Origin of the sequence: Pseudomonas sp. B7(2017), from assembly GCF_002112745.1 — a bacterium.
Classification (GTDB): Bacteria; Pseudomonadota; Gammaproteobacteria; order Pseudomonadales; family Pseudomonadaceae; genus Aquipseudomonas; species Aquipseudomonas ekonensis.
Genome location: NZ_NEIP01000003.1, coordinates 90775 through 112326 on the forward strand (window position 1 = coordinate 90775; position 21552 = coordinate 112326).

At 64.7% G+C, this 21552-nt stretch carries 17 protein-coding genes; 8 read left to right on the forward strand and 9 right to left on the reverse strand.

What is annotated here, in order from left to right:
* Together CAG29_RS06825 and CAG29_RS06835 are read left to right on the forward strand one after the other, a co-directional pair.
* Positions 1–834, forward strand: a complete 834-nt coding sequence (locus CAG29_RS06825; protein ID WP_085583517.1) for an AraC family transcriptional regulator — start codon at positions 1–3, stop codon at positions 832–834.
* 189 nt (positions 835–1023) lie between these two features.
* Entirely contained in the window at positions 1024–4686 is a 3663-nt protein-coding gene (locus tag CAG29_RS06835) for a hypothetical protein (RefSeq protein ID WP_139831478.1), read from the forward strand.
* A gap of 56 nt (positions 4687–4742) precedes the next feature.
* Here CAG29_RS06835 and CAG29_RS06840 read toward each other — a convergent pair whose 3' ends face one another.
* Positions 4743–5330, reverse strand: coding sequence for a LysE family translocator (locus CAG29_RS06840; protein WP_085583513.1), 588 nt, complete (start codon positions 5328–5330; stop codon positions 4743–4745).
* A 170-nt stretch (positions 5331–5500) separates the two neighbouring features.
* Here CAG29_RS06840 and CAG29_RS06845 point away from each other — a divergent pair, with 170 nt between their 5' ends.
* On the forward strand, positions 5501–6121 hold the full coding sequence (locus CAG29_RS06845; protein ID WP_085583511.1) for a LysE family translocator: 621 nt from the start codon (positions 5501–5503) through the stop codon (positions 6119–6121).
* Positions 6122–6125: 4 nt separating this feature from the next.
* Here CAG29_RS06845 and CAG29_RS06850 read toward each other — a convergent pair whose 3' ends face one another.
* Positions 6126–7025 carry an AraC family transcriptional regulator gene (locus tag CAG29_RS06850; protein ID WP_170930387.1) on the reverse strand — a complete coding sequence of 300 codons (900 nt, stop codon included), beginning with the start codon at positions 7023–7025 and terminating at the stop codon, positions 6126–6128.
* 194 nt (positions 7026–7219) lie between these two features.
* On the opposite strand from CAG29_RS06850, the gene CAG29_RS06855 reads away from it, so the two are divergent.
* A complete protein-coding gene (locus tag CAG29_RS06855; RefSeq protein WP_085632633.1) occupies positions 7220–7903 on the forward strand; it encodes a type 1 glutamine amidotransferase domain-containing protein in 684 nt (227 codons plus the stop codon).
* A 34-nt stretch (positions 7904–7937) separates the two neighbouring features.
* On the opposite strand, the gene CAG29_RS06860 is transcribed toward CAG29_RS06855, so the two are convergent.
* Positions 7938–8354, reverse strand: a complete 417-nt coding sequence (locus CAG29_RS06860) for a VOC family protein (protein WP_085583505.1) — start codon at positions 8352–8354, stop codon at positions 7938–7940.
* Between the two features lie 109 nt (positions 8355–8463).
* Here CAG29_RS06860 and CAG29_RS06865 point away from each other — a divergent pair, with 109 nt between their 5' ends.
* Together CAG29_RS06865 and CAG29_RS06870 are read left to right on the forward strand one after the other, a co-directional pair.
* Complete coding sequence (locus CAG29_RS06865; protein ID WP_085632630.1) at positions 8464–9546, forward strand: bifunctional transcriptional activator/DNA repair enzyme AdaA; 1083 nt, start codon at positions 8464–8466, stop codon at positions 9544–9546.
* 100 nt (positions 9547–9646) lie between these two features.
* Positions 9647–10264 carry a DNA-3-methyladenine glycosylase gene (locus CAG29_RS06870; RefSeq protein WP_085632628.1) on the forward strand — a complete coding sequence of 206 codons (618 nt, stop codon included), beginning with the start codon at positions 9647–9649 and terminating at the stop codon, positions 10262–10264.
* Positions 10265–10572: 308 nt separating this feature from the next.
* Here the strand turns inward: CAG29_RS06870 and CAG29_RS06875 are convergent, their stop codons facing one another.
* The 3 genes from CAG29_RS06875 to CAG29_RS06885 form a co-directional block, all read right to left on the reverse strand.
* Positions 10573–11859: an ATP-binding protein gene (locus CAG29_RS06875; RefSeq protein WP_085583499.1), complete on the reverse strand. Its 1287-nt coding sequence runs from the start codon at positions 11857–11859 to the stop codon at positions 10573–10575.
* Positions 11860–12567, reverse strand: coding sequence for a winged helix-turn-helix domain-containing protein (locus tag CAG29_RS06880; RefSeq protein ID WP_085583498.1), 708 nt, complete (start codon positions 12565–12567; stop codon positions 11860–11862).
* A 144-nt stretch (positions 12568–12711) separates the two neighbouring features.
* Complete coding sequence (locus tag CAG29_RS06885) at positions 12712–13320, reverse strand: tRNA-(ms[2]io[6]A)-hydroxylase (RefSeq protein ID WP_085583496.1); 609 nt, start codon at positions 13318–13320, stop codon at positions 12712–12714.
* A 158-nt stretch (positions 13321–13478) separates the two neighbouring features.
* Between CAG29_RS06885 and CAG29_RS06890 the strand changes: the two genes are divergently transcribed.
* A complete protein-coding gene (locus CAG29_RS06890; protein WP_085583494.1) occupies positions 13479–14342 on the forward strand; it encodes a universal stress protein in 864 nt (287 codons plus the stop codon).
* 120 nt (positions 14343–14462) lie between these two features.
* On the opposite strand, the gene CAG29_RS06895 is transcribed toward CAG29_RS06890, so the two are convergent.
* On the reverse strand, positions 14463–14933 hold the full coding sequence (locus CAG29_RS06895) for a DUF1289 domain-containing protein (protein WP_085583492.1): 471 nt from the start codon (positions 14931–14933) through the stop codon (positions 14463–14465).
* A gap of 467 nt (positions 14934–15400) precedes the next feature.
* On the opposite strand from CAG29_RS06895, the gene acnB reads away from it, so the two are divergent.
* Positions 15401–18010, forward strand: a complete 2610-nt coding sequence (gene acnB, locus CAG29_RS06900) for a bifunctional aconitate hydratase 2/2-methylisocitrate dehydratase (protein WP_085583490.1) — start codon at positions 15401–15403, stop codon at positions 18008–18010.
* Between the two features lie 419 nt (positions 18011–18429).
* Here acnB and CAG29_RS06910 read toward each other — a convergent pair whose 3' ends face one another.
* Both CAG29_RS06910 and CAG29_RS06915 read right to left on the reverse strand, forming a co-directional pair.
* A complete protein-coding gene (locus CAG29_RS06910; protein ID WP_085583488.1) occupies positions 18430–20076 on the reverse strand; it encodes a SulP family inorganic anion transporter in 1647 nt (548 codons plus the stop codon).
* A gap of 93 nt (positions 20077–20169) precedes the next feature.
* Positions 20170–21450, reverse strand: a complete 1281-nt coding sequence (locus CAG29_RS06915) for an HAAAP family serine/threonine permease (RefSeq protein ID WP_085583486.1) — start codon at positions 21448–21450, stop codon at positions 20170–20172.
* Between the last annotated feature and the right edge of the window lie 102 nt (positions 21451–21552).

The window sequence follows — 21552 nt, forward strand, 5'->3', positions numbered from 1 at the left end:
ATGAGACACAGTGCCGCCAAGCACCCTGAGAAAGCGCCGCGCTTCTGGCGCGACGACGCCCTGCCCTTCATCGAGGCGCGGGCCATCGCCGATGGCCGGGACGTCTGCTACGCCCGGCACTCCCATGCGCACTTCTCCATCGGCGCCATCACCGCCGGGCGCAGCACCTATGTGCACGAGCAATCGCAGCACGAGGTCGCCGCCGGCACCGTGGTGCTGATGAACCCGGGCGACGTGCATGCCTGCAACCCGATCGACGACCAGCCCTGGTCGTACCTGATGCTGTACGTGGAAACCCCTTGGCTGACCGACCTGCAGCACCAGTTGGGGTTCAGCGCCGACCTTGAGTTCCGGCGCTTCTGCGCCACCCGTTCAAACGATCCCGGCCTGTTCCGCGATCTTCAGGCGCTGTACCGCATCCTCGTCGACGACCAGCAAGACGTGCTGCGCAAAGAGAGCGCGGCGGTGGAGTTCTTCAGCGACCTGCAAACCCGACTGAACCCTGCGGCGGCGCCCGTGCGCGAGCCGAACAGCAAGCTCGAACACGCGGCCGCCTTCATCCGGGCACATTGCACGCAACTGCTCAGCCTCGACGACATCTGCGCGGCGGCGCAATTGTCGCCCTCGTACCTGATCCGCGCCTTCAAGCAGCATTACGGCATGACGCCCCACGCCTATGTGGTCAATCAGCGCATTCAGTTCGCCCGGGAGCGCCTGCGCAGCGGGCAGTTGATCGCCGACGTCGCATTGGAGGCGGGATTTGCCGATCAGGCGCACTTTCAGCGGGTGTTCAAACAGCACTTGGCGGCGACGCCGGGGCAATATCGCGGATGATGGCCTTAGTTATCCGCAGCCGATAACTTCCGGTTAAACATTGCCGCGACCCTCAACTGCCCGCCCATATTCAGCCGCCGCAACCCCACACTTCACTTGAGACTTACAAGCCGAAACGATACTCACCCGTCAGGCAGTTCAAACTTACGTAGTCTGCGTCCACATCAAACACTCGGTACGGACGCCGACATGAAACACTGGTTCAATTTGCTGCACCCGCAAACATTATCTGTCGATCAGGCTGAAAGCCGGGCCATTGCCGCGACACTCAAGAGCGCAACTTCCCTGACGGCCCAGGCAGCAAGCCAGGCCATCGGCCCTACGCTTGAGTTCGAAACTCATCAGCAACCGGGAATGCCTGTTGATGTTCGAGCATTAGGCACTTTCATCAATACGGGCAGCCGCTTCGACATCGCCCAACACTCGGCGAGGCAATTGCTCAGGCGAACAATTGCGCAGCAAACATTCAAGGCAGCCGACCATGACTTCTGGATAATGGTGAACCCGGCAGGTGAGGTTCATCGGGCCATTAACGTTCCAACCTCGCCGGCCCCCTCTCTGAAGTTGGAAGCGCTTGACCGTGCAACTTTCGCCAGCCAGAAGGGCAACATCGAACTCATCGCAAAGGCTGCTGCCCTCGCGGGCGGCGTCATTTCCTCGTCCAATGTCGTCCCGCTCGTCAATTGGCTGCAGTTTCATCAACTGAACGTGCCGAAGACTGTCGGTGACATACAGAACCTGATTGCACTGCTGACACTTGAACTGCCGACGCCCCCGCTGCACGGCAATTATTGGGGTGACGTCCATCAGGCCGGCGAGCCGACACTTTTCATCGATGAAGAGCAGCATTCAATCCTTCATCAGCACACCTACGGACTGACGAAAATGAGGAATACGTCTGCCCGGGAACCACTGATCAGTTACCTGAGCAGGGCGCTTTACGAAAAGAGAACCTCAACGTTTCTGCGCGAATACCCACAAGAAAGTTGGGCACTGCTGTTGGAGCTCCCGTTTATCAAGCAAATCGCCCAATCGTACATCGAGGCACTGGGACTTGACGCATCGTCAGCCGAAACCGACTTGCCGGTTGAACTGTACAGCCGGGTACTGGTATCCGCCATCATCGAGGATCTCGACCTTGGCACGCATGACAAGAACACCGATTTTCGCCGCACCCTGCTGTATGCCCGCGCCAATGCGCAAGCCAACGTCTACCAGGTACGGGAAGGAATAAAGGACTGGTTGAGCGGCGTCGACGAAGCCGCTCTCCCCTTGGCAATTGAACTGATACTCGCAGGACTGGCGCCGGAGTTTCTGGTTGATGCCCCCGTGTCCGTGACGATCGGCTCACTGGAGTGGGTTACGCTGCGTAGATCGGTCATGCTGACGGAAAGCATTGCTCCAGGCCTGTCCCGAAACATGTCGTATGCACAGTTGATGGAACTGGGAGCGATTGCGCCCGCCAGCCCTCAACAGCAGATCCTCCACGACTGGGTGACATTGCAGGGCATCAAGGACTGGGCAACGGTCAACGACCTGGAGGACGATGCGCACAGCGATGCGGAACAGGACCTCGTGAAGAATGCGCTGACGCAATACTCGGCACACGCCAGAACGCTCGAAGAAGCCCATGACGCAATGGGCGCTCGACCCGTCAATCGCCGCCTGCTGGCAACAGACCAACTGTCGCTTTACAAGCAAGACCCCATGGAAATGCTGTCCGTATGGGCGCCACTGAACAGCTACTCCTCAGAGTCGCTTATCGATCTCTATCTGGCAGGCGTGTTGAAAGAGAAACGGTACGACAGAAGGCTGGGCACCAGCATTTACAAAGAGAATCCCGACCTCCTGACGCTGCCGCCCATCAACGACCTGTACGCCGCGCGGACGAAGGCACATACCGAACGCTACAAGGCCGCCATTGCGACGATGCTGCGCCTGGCGATGTCGCGCTTGCCGAACGATGACCGGATCGCGCTTGAGCGTGGAAAAATCGGCCTCTATTACGTGCGCAAGAATCTGTCCCGGACCCTCGACGGCGGAGCAGATCTGCGTGAAAACCAGATCGCGGGTTTCGGCGTTGTTGTTCTCTGCCGGCACGACAGCCAGATCCGTTGCGTTGAAGTGTTTCCCCACCAAGGCCTGTGCCGCGCCAATCCGGCACTGGCCCAAGCTTATGTCAAAGGCTACGTGCTGGACGAAAGCGGGGGCTGGTTCTCCAAAGGCCCGAACGGCAACAACGATGATTTCAAAGCATTGACCCACATGAGAGTCGCCGACTTCGACACGCGGGCTTACTTTGCGGGCGGCTCGCCAGACGGCCCACCGGTATACGACGTCACGAACATGGGAATGGAGCGCTTCGCCGAACTCGACTACAACGACGGCCCGCAGCCCTTCTCCTTCAGCCCCATGAGCAGTTTCCGTTCGGCACGGTTCGAACAGATCAGCCGACTGATAGCCGAACACCGCTCTCCGCTGACCTACGAACATTTCTACGCCATCGCCTACGACAAGACCGGTATCGAAGAACGGAACGAGGCCATCAGCAACACGTTCGACACCATCCTGAACACCGTCATCCCTTTCAAAGGCTGCATCGAAGACCTGGCGTCCGGCGACCCGGATCGGCGAAGCGGTGCCCTCTTCAGCTGCATCATGGACGTCACTGCCGTCGTCACCGTTTTTGCGGGCGGAGCCGGACTGTTCACCAAAGCCCTGGCCAGCAGTTCCAGACTGTTGAACCTGAGCAAGGTGGCCGCACGTTCGTTGCTGTCGCTGTTCAACCCACTGGACGGCGTGCCGCAGTTGATTCACGGCGGCGCCAAACTCGTCGGCCAGACCGCGCTGAAGCTCAACCACCTGGGCAAGGCCATGACCCGCACCGGCGCCGACCAGTTGCGCTTGTTCACCGGCGGCAGCGGCGCCTATGACCTGATCAAGGCCTTGGACAAGACCGGCTCCGCCGCCCAGATCCGCATGACCCTTGGGACCGTGGCGCATGGGCGTGCGCTGTTCAGGGACGAAACGCTGGAAACCGCCGGGCATGTGCTCAAGCGGTTGGGCGACAAGGCCCTGCCGCCCGACGGCATTCCCCTGTCGGAGTTGGATCATTTGTTCGAAAAGGCTCTGATCGAAGCCTCGGCGAAATTGCAACCGGCCCAGGCACTGAAGGCCTTGATCGGCAAGCAACCCTTGCAGGAACTGCTGGGCGGCATCAAGTCGACCTACTTCAAGCACTACGAAACCGCGCGAAAAACCACGAACGTGGTCGAGTCGATGGAAGCGTTGGTCACCATCGACGTCAAAAACATCAATGCCCTGAACGAACACCATCGAACGTTGCTGACGTCGGAAGGCCTGAGCGACGCCAAGTATCACCAGGTGTACGAAGAAGGGCGATTCAACCCCACCGGCCTGACCGATGATGCGGACCGAGCGACAGCCTGGATCCTCAATGCCTCCAGCTCCAAAGGCAATGAGTTCGCAACGCTCAAGGCGCTGCTGCTCGAGTACAGCGGCAACGGCCTGGCGCTGAGCGATCCGGCGGTGGTGCGGGAACTGCACAAACGCCTCGTCCCCACCGTTCCGGCCCTGCGGACACCGAAACCCGAGACGGGCTACCCGTCTTCCATCAGCGGCAGCATCATGCTCGACCGGCATCTGCCAAGGCTGGATGCTGGCCATGAACACTTCGGCAAACAGCTGTACGGTGCGGTCACGGGCTTCCATGCCTTCACCGACGGCAACGGTCGCACCGCCCGGGCCCTGTACGCGATCCACGAGTTGCGCGCCAATCGCTTCAGCCCGTTGGCGCCCGCCTCAGAGGGGGCATTGAGCGGCCTGGCCTAACGCCAGCTCAGCGAGGCCCTTGCCCTGTCGAACCGGGCAAGGGCCGCGCGCGAAACTTACGGAATCAGCAGATACACCGCACTCCCCGCCAGCAACACCGCCATCGTCCGGTTGAACAGACGCATCCCGGCGGGATTCTCCAGATAGCCGCGCAGGAACGTCCCGGCATACGCCCAGCACCCCACCGACAGGTAGCAGATCACCAGGTACACCGCCGCGAACTGCCACACCAGCCTTGCCTCGCCATCGGCGACGAACGCGCCCATCCCGGCCACGCAGGCCAGCCAGGCCTTGGGGTTGAGCCACTGCATGACAGCGCCGTACAGCATCGACGGCGCACGCTGCGCCTCCCCCGCGCCCAGTTTTCCGTCATCGGTGAACAGTTTCCAGGCCATGAACAGCAGGAACGCCACCCCGGCCACCTGCACCCCCCGCGTCAGCGCCGGCCACAGCCTCAGCACTTCGTGCAGGCCCAGCCCCATCAGCACCAGCAACAGCACGAAGCCCAGGGTCGCCCCGGCCACATGCCGCTGACTGGCCAGAAAGCCGAACCGCGCCCCCGCCCCCAACGCCACAATGTTCACCGGCCCCGGCGTAATCGACGCCACCAGGGCGAACGCCGCCATCGACACCATCAGACTCATCGCACACCTGTTCCCTTTCCGTTGAACCGGTCGTCACCCTAACCGCCTGCACAACACCCGTATTGAACAAAACACCCCTGGCCTGTACCGCGACGGCCGCGCCTGACTGTATGGGTTCGAACGCACGCGCCCCGTGGTAAAAAGGCACACCCGCCACCGGAGCCACCGCCATGGACCTCGCCACCCTCACCTTGTTCCTGCCCGCCTGCTTCGCCCTGAACATGGCGCCCGGCCCGAACAACCTGCTGTCGGTCAGCAACGCCACCCGCTACGGCTACCGCCGCGCCTGCGTGGCCGGAATCGGCCGGCTGCTGGCGTTCGCCGGGATGATCGCCCTGGCGGCGGCGGGCCTGGCGGTGGTGCTGCAGACGTCCGAGCTGCTGTTCTACGGGATCAAGATCCTCGGCGCCGGCTACCTGCTGTACCTGGCCTGGCAGTTGTGGCGGGCCGAACCGACGGCGCACAGCAGCGCCGACGCGGCGCCCAACGGGATCCTGGCCCTGGCCCGCCAGGAATTCCTGGTGGCGGCGGGCAACCCCAAGGCGATCCTGATCTTCACCGCGTTCCTGCCGCAGTTCGTCGATCCGGCCCGGGCGATCACCCCGCAGTTCATGGTGCTGGGCCTGCTGTTCCTGGCGCTGGAATGGATCGCCATCAGCGCCTACGCCTACATGGGCCTGCACATGCGGCGCTGGTTCGCCGAACCGCGCGGCAAAAGGATCTTCAACCGCTGCTGCGCGGGGCTGCTGTCGGCGGCGGCTTCGGTGCTGCTGATGGCCAAACGCGCCTGAGGGCTCACTCGGCAGCTTCGGACGGTTGCCGAGCGATGGCGGACGGCGGGCAGCCGAACAGCCGCTTGAACTCCCGGCTGAACTGCGTCGCGCTGGCGTAACCCACCTCGTAGGCCGCCTGGGCGCTGCCGAACCCTTGCTGCACGATCAGCTGACGGGCCCGGTGCAGGCGCAGATTCTTGAGGTACTGCATGGGCGCGTGGCCCGTCACCTCGCGAAAGGCCTGGTGGTAGCCCGACTGGCTCATGCCGGCCTCTGCCGCCAGCGCCGCCACGGAGAACGGCGCGGCGGGGTCGCGGTACAGGCTGTCGATCGACCGCCGCACCCGCCCCAACCGGCCCTGCCGGGACACCAGCGAGCGCAGGCATTCGCCGGCCGGCCCCAGCAGCATCTGGTAATGCAACTCGCGCAACAGCCCGGCGCCGAGCACCCGGGTGTCCATCGGCGACGCCAGCGCCGCCAGCAGGCGATTCAAGGCATCCACCAGGCCGGGCGTCATGTCGGTGATCATCATCCCCCGCTCGCCCGGATTCGCCGACGCCTGAGGCGGCGCGTCCATGGTCAGCAGCAATTCGCTGACCAGGCTGCTGTCGATCCGCACCGCCACCGCCAGCATCGCACCGTCGGGGCCCACCTGCGTGTCGCAGTCGAACGGCATGGGCACCGTCACCACCAGGCACTGGCCGGCGTGGTAGGTGTAGGTCTCTGCGCCCAGGTAACCGCGCTTCATCCCTTGGGCCAGCAGGACGAAGCTCGGCTCCTGCAGCACCGGTGCCTTGGGCTGCGAAGTGTCGGCGCGCATGTAGGTGATGCCGTCCAGCGGCGCGGCGGTGAAACCGTCGTTGGCCGCCAGGCTGCGCAACCGGTCGATCAATAGCTGGCGTACGTTCGCCCCGTCCGTCATGTGCCTTGCCACCCGTCGATATCCACGAAAGTCCCATGGTAGGCCAGCGAACGCGCGGCGGGCGAGCCCGGCGCCGTGTGCCTGGAGGATTGGGCAAGCCATTTGGGATTTTGTGTATTGGGCCGCCCGCCGACGGCTTCTAGACTTCACCGGCAGTGCGACGACCGTCGCTCATTCACAAGAGGAGTCTTGCGATGTCCAGGAAAATTCTGGTTGTGCTGACCAGCGTCGAGAAGTACCCCAACCTGAACCGCGCCACCGGCCTGTGGCTGGGCGAAGCGGTGCATTTCGTCAAGAAGGTCGAGGCGGCGGGCTACACCGTGGACTACACCAGCCCTCAGGGCGGCTACACCCCGATCGATCCCCACAGCCTGGCCATGGCCGAGCCGGTGGACTGGACGTGGTATCACGACAAGGCCTTCATGAACCGGCTCGGCGCCACCCTGCCGGCCAGCCAGGTCAATGCCGCGGACTACGTGGCGATCTACTACGCCGGCGGCCACGGGGTGATCTGGGACTTCCCCGACAACCCCGACCTGCAGAAGCTCAGCGCGGCGATCTATGAGAACGGCGGCTACGTGTCGTCGGTCTGCCACGGTGCGGTGGGCCTTTTGAACATCACGCTGTCCGACGGCCAGGCGCTGGTCAAGGACAAGCAGGTGACCGGGTTCTCCAACGAGGAAGAGCGCCTGGCCGAACTGGACCAGTACGTGCCCTTCCTCACCGAAGACGAACTGGTCAAGCGCGGCGCCCGCTACGTCAAGGCCGACCAGCCGTGGGCCGCCTACGCGGTGGCCGACCGGCGCGTGATCACCGGCCAGAACCCGGCGTCGGGCGGCGCGGTGGCGGACCTGCTGCTCAAGGAACTGGCCCGCTGAACCGGCCGGGGCGACAGCGGAGGTCGCCCTCCCTTCACTCGGCCTGCGACGGCCCCTTGAGTTCGACCTGGTTGCCGTCCGGGTCAAAGCAGTACAGCGACAGGCCGTTGCCCTCGGCGCCGAAGCGCGTCGCGGCCTTCTCCACCGTGAGGCCGGCCGATTGCAGGTGCTCGGTGATCGCCTGCTCATCGAACGGCTCGATGCGCAGGCAGAAATGGTCGACGTTGCGCCGCTCGGCGCCGGCGGCGGCACCGCCCTTGCGGCCGATCTCGCCGTTGAGGTCGACCAGGTCGATCATCGAGGTGCCGGCGCGCAAGTGCACCAGGCCCAGCTTCTCGTTGCGCTTGACCAGCTCGGCGCCGAAGACCCGGTCGTAGAACTCGATGCTGCGCTGAAGGTCCGCCACCCGCAGCACGATGTGGTCGATGCGTTGAATCGTAAAAGGCGTCATGCATTCAATCCTTGGGCTGAAACGACCCGCCCACTCTAGTGCAACCGCGAAAAAATTCACTGTCGATTTTTCGGTGGAGCCATCGCAAAAGCGGATTTATCCTCGGCCCATGAACATACAGACCGCTGTCCTGCCGCCCCACGCCGAAATGGTTCGCGCCATGCTCGAACGCGACACCGCCTATGAAGGCGTGTTCTTCACGGCCGTGAAAACCACCGGGATCTTCTGCCGCCCCAGCTGCACGGCGCGCAAGCCGAAACCGGAGAACGTCGAGTTCTTCGCCCACGCCGACGATTGCCTGTCCGCCGGTTACCGCGCCTGCCTGCGCTGCAAACCGCTGGACGCCGCCGCCATCGCCCCGGACTGGGTGCAGCGGCTGCTCAAGGCCGTGGACGCCGACCCGGAGCTGCGCTGGAGCGATGCGCAACTGCTCGCCGTGGGCATTGAGCCGCTGAAGCTGCGGCGCTGGTTCAAGCAGCATTTCGGCATGACCTTCCACGCCTGGCTGCGCACCCGCAGGCTCGGCATGGCCCTGGGCGGCATCCGCCAAGGGACGTCCATCGACCATGCCGCGTTCGATTCCGGCTACGAATCCCTGAGCGGCTTTCGCGATGCGTTCCAGAAGTCGTTCCACATCACGCCGGGGCGTGCGGCGGCCAGCGAGCCGCTGCTGTTCACCCGCCTGACCACACCGCTAGGGCCGATGATCGCCATGGCCGAGCGCCGTGGGCTGGTGCTGCTGGAGTTCCTCGACCGGCCGGCGCTGACCCGGGAGGTCGAAGACCTGCAGAACCGCTTCGGCTATGTGGTCGCACCGGGGCACAACGACCATCTGCGGCGGATCGAAGCGCAACTGGCACAGTATTTCGCCGGGCAGCTCCACGAGTTCACGGTGGCGCTGCACCTGCCCGGCAGCGAGTTCGCCCGTCAGGTGTGGGCCGAACTGCTGCAGATCCCCTACGGGCACACAAGCACCTACGGCGCCATCGCCGCCCGCCTGGGCAAGCCGGGCGCCAGCCGTGCGGTGGGCCTGGCCAACGGGCACAATCGGCTGTCGATCGTGGTGCCCTGCCATCGGGTGATCGGCGCGGACGGCTCGCTGACCGGCTATGGTGGAGGACAGCCGCGCAAGGCGTTCCTGCTCAGGCTGGAAAACGCCGCCGTGCAACTAACGCAGCCATTGGCCTTCTGACCGGGCCGCCACACCGCCAAGGATTTCCATGAGAACGCTCGACACCCGCCGCGAGAAGGCGTTAGCCCGTGGCGAAGCCAAAGGCCGACGGAAATAGACCATGCCTGACGCCTATCAACCCGCCACCGCCTTCCTGGCCGGCCTGGACGCCGACTGGCAGCGCCACATCGCCGCCGTCGGCCCCTGCCTGCATCAGCCCCACCCGGCCCGCGACCCTTACGAGTCGCTGGTGCGGGCGATCGCCTATCAGCAACTGCACGCCAAGGCCGGGGATGCGATCGTCGGGCGGTTGGTGGGGTTGTTTGCGGACCGGGCGTTTCCCCGCCCGGAGCAGATCCTTGCGACCGATTTCGACCGGCTGCGCAGTTGCGGGTTTTCGGCGGGCAAGATCGCGACGATCCAGGGCATCGCCCAGGCCACGCTCGACGGCGTGGTGCCGGACTACGCCACGGCGCTGGCGATGGACGACGAGGCGCTGATCGAACGCCTGGTCAGCCTGCGCGGGGTCGGGCGCTGGACGGTCGAAATGCTGCTGATCTACAGCCTGGAACGGCCCGACATTCTGCCGGCGGACGATTTCGGCGTGCGCGAAGGCTACCGGCGGCTCAAGGGCCTGGAGGCGCAGCCGACCCGCAAGCAGATGATCGAGATCGGCTCCGCCTGGAGTCCGCACCGCACCGTGGCGGCCTGGTACCTGTGGCGGGTGCCGACCCGCTAGACCGCGTCATCGTTCATCGCCGGCAAGCCGGCTCCCACAGGACTCAGCAGCGGCCGTAGATTCTGCGCCCCACCGCAAAAACCTGTAGGAGCTTGCCTGCAAGCGATGAGGCCGGCGCTGCCGACATCTGCAGTGGCTGACCCACCGCCATCGCCAGCAGGCTGGCTCCCACAGGTTCCGCATCCACCCGCAATTCCTGTGGGAGCTGGCTTGCCAGCGATGAGGCCAGCACTGCTGATATCTGTGTTGCCTGACCCACCGCCATCGCCAGCAGGCTGGCTGGCTCCCACAGGGAATCGCGGCGCAGGTCAGTCCTGGTGCGCCCAGGTCATGCGGAACGACGCCCCGCCCCACGCCGAATCCCCGACCTCGACCTGCCCGCCATGGGACTGCGACACCCGCCGCACCAGCGCCAGGCCGAGGCCGAAGCCGCCGGTGCGGCGGTCGCGGCTGGCGTCCAGGCGCGAGAACGGTTCGAAGATCTTTTCCCGGCCCGCCAGCGGCACGCCCGGTCCGTCGTCGTTGACCTGCACCTCGTACTGATCGCCGCTGCGCGACAGCGACACCTCCACCCGCCACTCGGCGTACCGGATGGCGTTGCGCAGCAGGTTGATCACCGCCCGCGCCATGAACCGCGGCTCGATCCGCACTTCGTCGACCCCGCACTCGCGGATCACCAGTTGCACCCCGGCCGCCTCGGCCTCCAGCGCCACGCTGCCGACCACACTCTCCAGCCAGTTGAAGGCCTGAATGTTCTCCCGGGTGATCACCGTCGCGCCGCGCTCAAGGCTGGCGTAGGTGAGCAGTTCGGACACCATCTCCTCCAGTTCGCCCAGGTCGGCGTACATGTCGGCGATCAGTTCGCGGCGCTGCCCCGCCTCAGGCTGCTGCTTGAGTTGGTCGAGCTCGAACGACAGCCGCGCGATCGGCGTGCGCAGCTCGTGGGACACCGCATTGGTCAGTTCGCGCTGGTTGGCGATCAAGGTTTCGATCCGCGCGGCCATCAGGTTGAAGTGCCCGGCCAGGTCGCGGATGTTCGAACGCTTCGACAGCTGGATCCGCGCCGACAGGTCGTTGTCGCCGAAACGCACCGCCGCCAGGCGCAGCTTCTCCAGGTCGCGCCAGTGCGGGCGCACCCAGAAGAACAGGACGATGCCGATCATCACCGCCACCATCAGGTAGGCGCCGACGATGTAGAACGGCATCAGGCTCGGCTCGCCGGGCAAGCGGATGCTGAGCAACTGCGTGCCGCCGTCGATGGACGCGATGTAGCGCATGTATTTGTCGCGGATGACCAGCAGGCCCTGGGCCAGTTCGGCCTGTTCCTTGTCGGTCAGGCCCAGCTCGCCGGCCTCGACCAGCGTCAGCTCCAGGCCGTAGTGCGGACGGATGGATTGCAGCAGCGCCTCGCGGCCCGGGCCGTCCAGCCCGCGCAACTGTTCGCCCAGGGTCCAGGCCTGGCCGCGGACGGCTTCGCGGTTGTAGTCCTGCATCTGGTAGTCGAGCAGCGCATCGAAGGTGTGCTCCACCGTCTGCAGCGCCAGCACCAGCCCGATGGTCATCACCACGAATAGCCCGAGGAATAGCCGCAGCATCTACAACTCCCACGCGAACGGATTGAACAGATAACCCTTGCCCCACACGGTCTTGATGCACACCGGCTCGCGGGGGTTGTCGTTGAGCTTGCCGCGCAGCTTGCTGATGTAGACGTCGACGCTGCGGTTGAGGCCGTCGAACGCGATGCCGCGCATGCGGTTGAGGATCTCGTCGCGGGACAGGATCTTGCCGGCGGCGCTGGCCAGCAGCCACAGCAGCTCGAATTCCATGGTGGTGAGCTCGACCGCCTCGTCCCCCAGACGCACCTCGCGACGGCTGCGGTCGATGGCCAGGTGGCCGAACGTCAGCGCGTTGCACACGCCGGCGTCCGGCACCTGACGCCGCTGCAGCGCCCGCAGGCGGGCCAGCAGCACCGGCGGCTTGATCGGTTTGATCACGTAATCGTCGGCGCCGGACTCCAGGCCCAGGATATGGTCGAGGTCGTCTTCCTTGGCGGTGAGGATGACGATCGGCGTGTCCGACACGCTGCGGATCTCACGGCACACGTGCAGGCCGCTCTGCCCCGGCAGCATCAGGTCGAGCACCACCACCTTGGGCCTGAATTCGACGAACGCGGCCACCGCCAGATCGCCGCGGTGCACCGTGCGCACCTCGTAGCCGTGCTGTCGCAGAAAATGCGCGATCAGTGTGGCCAGGCGCTCATCGTCTTCCACCAGCAGGACTTTGCCAAAACCCAGGTTATCCATAACGACTGTCTGCCGACCTCTGTGAAGTGGGCGACATTATGGCGGCAATCGGTGTCCGGGCGGTTACCGTGGGCAGCAAAAACCGGCCGCAAGGGCCGGTTTCCTGTGATGTTTCATCGTCTTAAGAGTTTTTTACAAGTACCGTCACGCGGCGCTCGGCACGCCGCTGTGGAAGCGGAACTCCACGTCCGGCGATTCGATCAGGTCCTGCTCGACGGCCCGCACCTTCTCGATCACCTGGGCGATGTCCTTGGCGTCGCCGTACTGGTAGGCCAGTTTCAGGTAACCCTGAAAGTGCCGCGCCTCGCTCTTGAGCAGGCCGAAATAGAATTTGCCCAGCTCTTCGTCCAGGTGCGGCACCAGCGCCTCGAACCGCTCGCAGCTGCGCGCCTCGATGAAGGCGCCGACCACCAGGGTGTCGACCAGCTTCACCGGCTCGTGGCTGCGCACCACCTTGCGCAGGCCCGAGGCGTAGCGGCCGGCATGCAGTTGGCGCAGTTCGACCTTGCGCCGCTTCATGATGCGCATCACCTGTTCGTGGTGCACCAGCTCTTCCCGGGCCAGGCGCGACATCATGTTGATCAGATCGACGTGGGAATGGTACTTGGCGATCAGGCTCAACGCGGTGCTGGCGGCCTTGAACTCGCAGTTCTTGTGGTCGATCAGCAGCGTCTCCTGATCGGCCAGCGCGGCCTGGACCCAGGCGTCCGGGGTGCGGCAGCCAAGGAATTCGTGGATTTCGGGAAGGTTCATGGGGCTCACGGGCAATGGGTATCAAGCGAAGGGCGCGATTATACCGGCCTGTCCGCAGACCACCAGCGGCCGCCATTGATATGCATCAAGCCGCAGGCGCGGGCGCAGCAACTATAGTTGTGCAACGCCGTGCCTTTTCATTGCTGGAGACTCCGCTCATGCAAGCCATTCGCAGCATTCTGGTGGTCATCGAACCCGAACACTCGGAAAGCCTGGCGCTCAAGCGCGCCAAGCTGATCGCCGGCGTGACCCAGGCCCACCTCCACCTGCTGGTGTGCGACAAGAAGCACGACCACGCCGGCATGCTCAGCGTGCTCAAGGCCGCGCTGCTGGCGGACGGCTACAGCGTCACCACCGAACAGGCGTGGAACGAAAGCCTGCACGAAACCATCATCGACGTGCAGCAGGCCGAAGGCTGCGGGCTGGTGATCAAGCAGCACTTCCCCGACAGTTCGCTGAAAAAGGCCCTGCTGACCCCGGCGGACTGGAAACTGCTGCGTCACTGCCCGACCCCGGTGCTGCTGGTGAAGACCGCCGGTTCCTGGAAGGACAAGGTGATCCTGGCCGCCGTCGACGTGGGCAACGCCGACGGCGAACACCGCCACCTGCACACCACCATCATCGACCACGGCTACGACATCGCCAGCCTGGCCAAGGGGCACCTGCACGTGATCAGCGCCCATCCGTCGCCGATGCTGTCGGCGGCCGACCCGACCTTCCAGCTCAAGGAAACCATCGAGGCGCGCTACCGCGAGCAGTGCCGGGCGTTCCAGGCCGAGTTCGACATCGATGAAGCGCACCTGCACATCGAGGAAGGGCCGGCCGACGTGCTGATCCCGTTCATGGCCCACAAACTGCAGGCGGCGGTGACCGTGATCGGCACCGTGGCCCGCACCGGGCTGTCCGGCGCACTGATCGGCAACACCGCCGAAGTGGTGCTCGATGCGCTGGAAAGCGACGTGCTGGTGCTCAAGCCGCAGGAGGTCGAGGATCATCTGGTGGAGCTGGCGGTCAAGCACTGAGGCTTGCGGCGCCCGGGCCGGCCTCATCGCTGGCAAGCCAGCTCCCACAGGTATCCCGGGTGTTTGCAGGATGTAGGTACACCACAAAACCCTGTGGGAGCCAGCCTGCTGGCGATGCCTTCAGTCGCCCAAGGCATCCTTGAGGAACCCGGGGGCGATGTAGCGCTGGTAGTGCGCCTCCGACAGCAGGAAGAACTCCCGGTCGATGGCGTCGCGCAACTCCGGCAGGTTCCAGTCGCGAAATTCCGGCATCAGCACCATCCCGTACGCCTCCAGGTTGACGATCACCCGCGCGCCCCGGGCGATCAGCTGGTAGGCCCAGCAATATTCCGACTGGTGCGGCACGAAGCGGATCTTGCGCTGCTCCAGCTGCTGGCGCAGCAGCGCCCGGTCGAACACCTCGACCTTGCTCGCCATCACTTGTGACAGCAACTGCTCAAGACGCAGCCACACCGCAGTCTTCTGCTCCTCGCCGTAGCCGTTCCAGTGGATCACCTCATGGTGGAAACGCTTGCAGCCGCGGCACACCAGGTCACCGTAAACGGTGGAGCAAAGGCCGACGCAGGGGGTCTTGATGGTCTGATTGGGCATAAGGGGGCAAAACACGGCAACGCGGAACAGGCCGGTATGGTAGCCCTTTGTCCGCCGTTGATCACCCCTCCGTTCGCAGGGTCAAGCGGCCGGCGGGCCCTGGGACGGGCCGTCCGACCCGCCACCAAAGTCCAATGCCGGCCGACTTACCTTTAATTTTTTTTTGCCGTAGAATCAGCCAGCCTTTTTAGGCGCCAATGTCCGTCAAGAAGCTGTTTTCAAAGCGTCACGAGCACAGTCGTTCCTTCAGAGCGGTGTTGGCGAACGGTTTTTCCAGCGGGGAAAAGCCCGACGCCAACCCTCATCAGCTCCCGTTCTGCAGGCGTAAAACTTTGAAAGCAGCTTCTGTAAGGAATGGTCGGTAATTCTGGCTAAGCGGCTCACAACGCCACGCAGCGCATGAATACGTCCATTTCGGGATGAGCGTCCCGGACACCCATTTGGGACCACTGATGAGGGTAATAACTGTGCTTGAAGCCTACCGCAAACATATCGAAGAGCGTGCAGCACTGGGTATCGTTCCCCAGCCGCTCAACGCCGAACAAACTGCAGGCCTGGTCGAGCTGCTGAAGAATCCCCCGGCTGGCGAAGAAGCTTTCCTCGTTGACCTGATCACCAACCGCGTTCCGCCAGGAGTGGACGAAGCCGCCTACGTCAAGGCCGGTTTCCTGTCCGCCGTCGCCAAGGGCGAAGCCAAATCCCCGCTGATCGACAAAAAACGCGCCGTCGAGCTGCTGGGCACCATGCAGGGCGGCTACAACATCGCCACCATGGTTGAACTGCTGGACGACGCCGAACTGGCTGCCGTCGCCGCTGAACAGCTCAAGCACACCCTGCTGATGTTCGACGCCTTCCACGACGTGGCCGAAAAAGCCAAGGCGGGCAATGCCCACGCCAAGGCCGTGCTGGAATCCTGGGCCGCCGGCGAGTGGTTCACCAACAAGCCTGCCATCGCCGACAAGTACAGCCTGACCGTCTTCAAGGTCCCGGGCGAAACCAACACCGACGACCTGTCCCCTGCCCCGGACGCCTGGTCGCGCCCTGACATCCCGCTGCACGCCCTGGCCATGCTGAAAATGGCCCGTGACGGCATCGTGCCTGAGCAGCAAGGCGCCATCGGCCCGCTCAAGCAGATCGAAGAAGTCAAGGCCAAGGGCTTCCCGGTCGCCTACGTCGGCGACGTGGTCGGCACCGGTTCCTCCCGTAAATCCGCCACCAACTCGGTGCTGTGGTTCTTCGGCGACGACATCCCTTACGTGCCGAACAAGCGCGCCGGCGGCTTCTGCTTCGGCTCCAAGATCGCTCCGATCTTCTACAACACCATGGAAGACGCCGGCGCCCTGCCGATCGAGTTCGACGTGTCGAACCTGAACATGGGCGACGTGATCGACGTCTACCCGCACGCCGGCAAAGTGTGCAAGCACGGCACCGACGACGTCATCACCACCTTCGAACTGAAGACCCCGGTGCTGCTGGACGAAGTCCGCGCCGGCGGCCGTATCCCGCTGATCGTCGGCCGTGGCCTGACCGAGAAGGCGCGCGCCGAGCTGGGCCTGGGCCCGACCGACCTGTTCAAGCTGCCTGAAGCGCCTGTCGACACCGGCAAGGGCTACACCCTGGCGCAGAAGATGGTCGGCAAGGCCTGCGGCCTGCCGAAAGGCAAAGGCGTGCGTCCCGGCACCTACTGCGAACCGAAGATGACCACCGTCGGTTCCCAGGACACCACAGGTCCCATGACCCGTGACGAACTGAAGGACCTGGCGTGCCTGGGCTTCTCCGCCGACCTGGTGATGCAGTCCTTCTGCCACACCGCGGCGTATCCGAAGCCGATCGACGTGACCACCCACCACACCCTGCCTGACTTCATCATGACCCGTGGCGGCGTTTCGCTGCGTCCGGGCGACGGCATCATCCACTCGTGGCTGAACCGCATGCTGCTGCCGGACACCGTGGGCACCGGCGGTGACTCGCACACCCGCTTCCCGATGGGCATCTCGTTCCCGGCCGGTTCCGGCCTGGTCGCGTTCGCCGCCGCCACCGGCGTCATGCCGCTGGACATGCCTGAGTCGATCCTGGTTCGCTTCAAGGGCAAGCTGCAGCCTGGCATCACCCTGCGTGACCTGGTTCATGCCATCCCTTACTACGCGATCCAGAAAGGCCTGCTGACCGTCGAGAAGAAAGGCAAGAAGAACGCCTTCTCCGGCCGCATCCTGGAGATCGAAGGCCTGGACGAGCTGACCGTCGAGCAAGCGTTCGAACTGTCCGACGCCTCCGCCGAGCGTTCCGCCGCCGGCTGCACCATCAAGCTGCCGGAAAAGGCCATCGCCGAGTACCTGCAGTCCAACATCACCCTGCTGCGCTGGATGATCGGCGAAGGCTACGGCGATGCCCGCACCATGGAACGCCGTGCCCAGGCGATGGAAGCCTGGCTGGCCAACCCTGAGCTGATGGAAGCCGACAAGGACGCGGAATACGCCGAAGTCATCGAGATCGACCTGGCCGACATCAAGGAGCCTGTGCTCTGCGCGCCGAACGACCCGGACGACGCCCGTCTGCTCTCCAGCGTTGCCGGCGAGAAGATCAACGAGGTGTTCATCGGTTCGTGCATGACCAACATCGGTCACTTCCGCGCCGCCGGCAAGCTGCTGGATCAGGTCAAGGGCCAACTGCCTACCCGTCTGTGGCTGTCGCCGCCGACCAAGATGGACGCTCACCAACTGACCGAAGAAGGCTACTACGGCATCTACGGCAAGGCCGGCGCCCGCATGGAAATGCCAGGCTGCTCGCTGTGCATGGGTAACCAGGCACGCGTTGAGCCGAACAGCACCGTGGTGTCGACGTCGACCCGTAACTTCCCGAACCGTCTGGGCGACGGCGCGAACGTCTACCTGGCTTCGGCTGAGCTGGCGTCCGTGGCTTCGATCCTGGGTCGCCTGCCGACCGTCGAGGAGTACATGGAATACGCCGGCAAGATCGACAGCATGGCGGCCGACGTTTACCGCTACCTGTCCTTCGACCAGATCGCCGAGTTCCGTGAGGCTGCTGCGAACGCCAAGATTCCGGTCGTTCAAGCCTAACGCTGCAAGGCAATGAAGAACGCCGCCCGTCGCAAGACGGGCGGCGTTTTTTTATGCCTTCAATCCCCCGTGCAGGAGCCAGCCTGCTGACGATGCACCGGCACAGCCGACATCGCCAGCGCCTGACCCATCGCCATCGCCGGCAAGCCGGCTCCCACAGGTTCCTCCGTGAGCGCCAAAGAAAACTGTGGGAGCCAGCCTGCTGGCGATGGGGCCGGCACATCCAGCATCCTCTCAGGCAGGCACCCCGCCATCGCGAGCAGGCTCGCTCCCACAGGATCGAAGGCGTTCGCCGATTCCGTGTACGCCAGAGCAAACTGTGGGAGCCGGCTTGCCGGCGATGGCGTCGGCATATCCAGCATCTCTCAGGCAGGCACCCCGTCATCGCGAGCAGGCTCGCCCCCACTGGGAATCATCGCTCAGGGCGCCAGATCGCGCGCCTTCTGCACCGCGCCGTCCACGCTCAACCCGCTCAGGATCACGCCATTGGCCTGGGTCTGCGGCAACGCATCCAGCGCCGCCAGCGCCTCGTGCTTGAGCCGGGCCAGAATCAGCCGCTTGCCCGCCTGATGCACCCGCACGAAGAACTCCTGCATCGCCTCAAGGCTGGTGCCGTCCAGGTCAGGAGACTCCTCAAGGCTGAGGATCACTGTATGCACGGGCACCTGCGAGTGGCGGACCAGCCGCAACGCGCCGCCCAGGATCCGTTCGACATTGGCGAAGAACAGCGCCTCGCCGGGCCGCACGATCAGCACGCCCGGCTCGGTGGCCGCCGTCGGATGGCGCTGAAGGTCGACAAAGTCATGGCCGCCGTCGATCCGCCCGAGCACCTGGATGTCCGCCGCCGACAGCTGCTTGAGCATCAGCAGCACACTGATGGCCACCGACACCAGCAAGCCGTCCAGCACCCCCAGCACCAGCACGGACGTCACCGCGCAGACCACCAGCACCCGGTCGCGCCGCCAGATGAAATAGCGCCCCAGCGGCTGCAGGCTCAAGCCCCTGCCCAGCGCGTGCATGACGATGGCCGCCAGCACCGGCTCCGGCGTCAGCGCAATCCACGGCAGCACGGTCAGCACGATGATCAGCACCGTCAGCGCCGCGATGCCGCCTGCCCAGCGTGACGTGGCGCCGGCGGCTTCGTTGGCCGAGGTCGCCGAATAGCCGGCCCCCACCGGCATGCCATGGAACAGGCCGGACAGCAAGTTGCCGGCGCCCAAGGCCAGCAAGTCGCGGTTGGAGGTCACGCGGTCGCCGTGCTTGAGCGCATACGCACTGATCGAACCGTAGGATTCGGCGTACAGGATCATCACCATGGCGAACGCCACCTCCCCCAGGCGCAGCCAGTCGGCGAACGGCAGCGCCGGCAGGTTGGGCACCTCCAGGCCCAGATCGATGGCGCCGATCAGCTTCACGCCGTGATCCGACAGGTTCAGCCATTGCCCGGCCGCAATGCCGATCACCACCACCAGCAGACCGCCGGGCACCCGGGGATGGCGCGAAAGCACCCCGAGCAGCACCAGCGCCGCGGCGCCGACAGCGGCGGACGGCCAGTTCCATTGCGGCAACTGCTCCAGCAATTGCGGGGCGAAACGCACCAGGTTGGCGTCCGTCAGGTGCACGCCGACCACGCTCGCCACTTGCTTGAGAATGATGGTCAGCGCCAGTCCGAAGGCAAACCCGCGCAGCACCGGCTTGGCGATGAAGGACGTGACGCTGCCGAAACGGAACGCCCCGGCCAGCAGAAACAGCGCGCCGGTGACCAGCACCAGCCCCACCGCCAGGGTCGAACGCAATTGCGGGTCGCCGTTGGCCAGGGTCGCCGTGGCCGCCGCCAGCACCGCCGCCGACGACGAGGTCGCCGAGACGATGGCGAAACGGCTGGAGCCCAGCAGTCCGTAGCACAGCAGGCCGGCGAACAGCGCGATCACCCCAGCCTGGGGCGCCAACGCAGCGATGGTCGAATAGGCCACGGCTTCGGGCAGCAGCAGGCCGGCGATCGATAGCCCGGCCAACAGGTCTTGCCAGCGGTTGGCAGGTGCGACGGAAGGGGGAACGCTCGACAATCCTCTGTCTCCAGGCGAAAAAAAGCCGCTGCGCACATCGTGCGCAGCGGCCACTGTAGCTGTGTATCTGCCGGGGTGCGAGGCCCTGCGCGGTTATGCCGCCAGCGAATAGATCAACGCGGAAATCGCCACCAGGCCGACGGCCGTGACGAACACGTTGGACGCCTGACCGCGGTAGCGGGCCATCGCCGGCACCTTGCGGATGGCGTACATCGGCATCAGGAACAGGATCGCTGCGATCACCGGGCCGCCGATGGTTTCGATCATGCCCAGGATGCTCGGGTTGAGCGTGGCCACGATCCAGCACACCACCAGCATGAACGCCGCGACGATGCGGTCCAGGGCCTTGGCGCCCGGACGCTTGCCGCTCTTGACGATCAGGCCCTTGAGGCCTTCGCTGGCGCCGATGTAGTGGCCCAGGAACGACTTGGAGATGGCCACGAACGCGATCAGCGGCGCCGCGAACGCAATGGTCGGGTTGCTGAAGTGGTTGGCCAGGTACGACAGGATCGACAGGTTCTGCGCCTTGGCCTCGGCCAGTTGCTCCGGCGACAGGGTCAGCACGCAGCTGAACACGAAGAACAGCACCATCAGCACCATCAGGGCGTGGGCGCGGGACAGGATCTGCGAGCTGCGCTCATCGGCGTGGACGCCATAACGGCGCTTCTGGTCCACCGCGAACGCCGAGATGATCGGCGAGTGGTTGAACGAGAACACCATCACCGGAATCGCCAGCCACAGCGTGTGCAGGAACGCCGAAGGCGCCGGCACGTGCGAGGCGGTGGTGAGGATGCCGCCGGTCCAGTGCGGGATCAGGTACACCGCCAGGAACGCCAGGGCGACGATGAACGGGTACACCATCAGGCTCATGGCCTTGACGATCACCTGCTCGCCGCAGCGCACCACCGCCAGCAGGCCGAGGATCAGCGCGAACGACAGCACCGCGCGCGGCGGCGGCGTGATGTGCAATTGGTGCTCAAGGAAACTGGCGACCGTGTTGGTCAGGCCGACGCTGTAGATCAGCAGGATCGGGAAGATGGCGAAGAAGTACAGCAAGGTGATCAGGGCGCCGGCCTTGATGCCGAAGTGCTGCTCGACCACCTCGGTGATGTCGGCGCCTTCGCGGCCGGACAGCACAAAGCGAGTCAGGCCCCGGTGTGCGTAGAACGTCATCGGGAACGCCAGCAGCGCCAGGATCAGCAGCGGCCAGAAGCCGCCCAGCCCCGCGTTGATCGGCAGGAACAGGGTACCGGCGCCGATGGCCGTCCCGAACAGTCCCAGCATCCAGGTGGTGTCTTGACGGTTCCAGCTCGACAGTTCAGCTGGTGCCGCCGATTCAAAGCGCTCGTTGACGCTATTGGCCTGATCATTCATCCGGTCGGATCTCCGCATTCCGGTCACTTGCCACTCGGTCAAAACGCGCCGGAAAAAACCGACAGAAACGTCGCAACCGAAACAGGGTCGCGATTCTCCGGG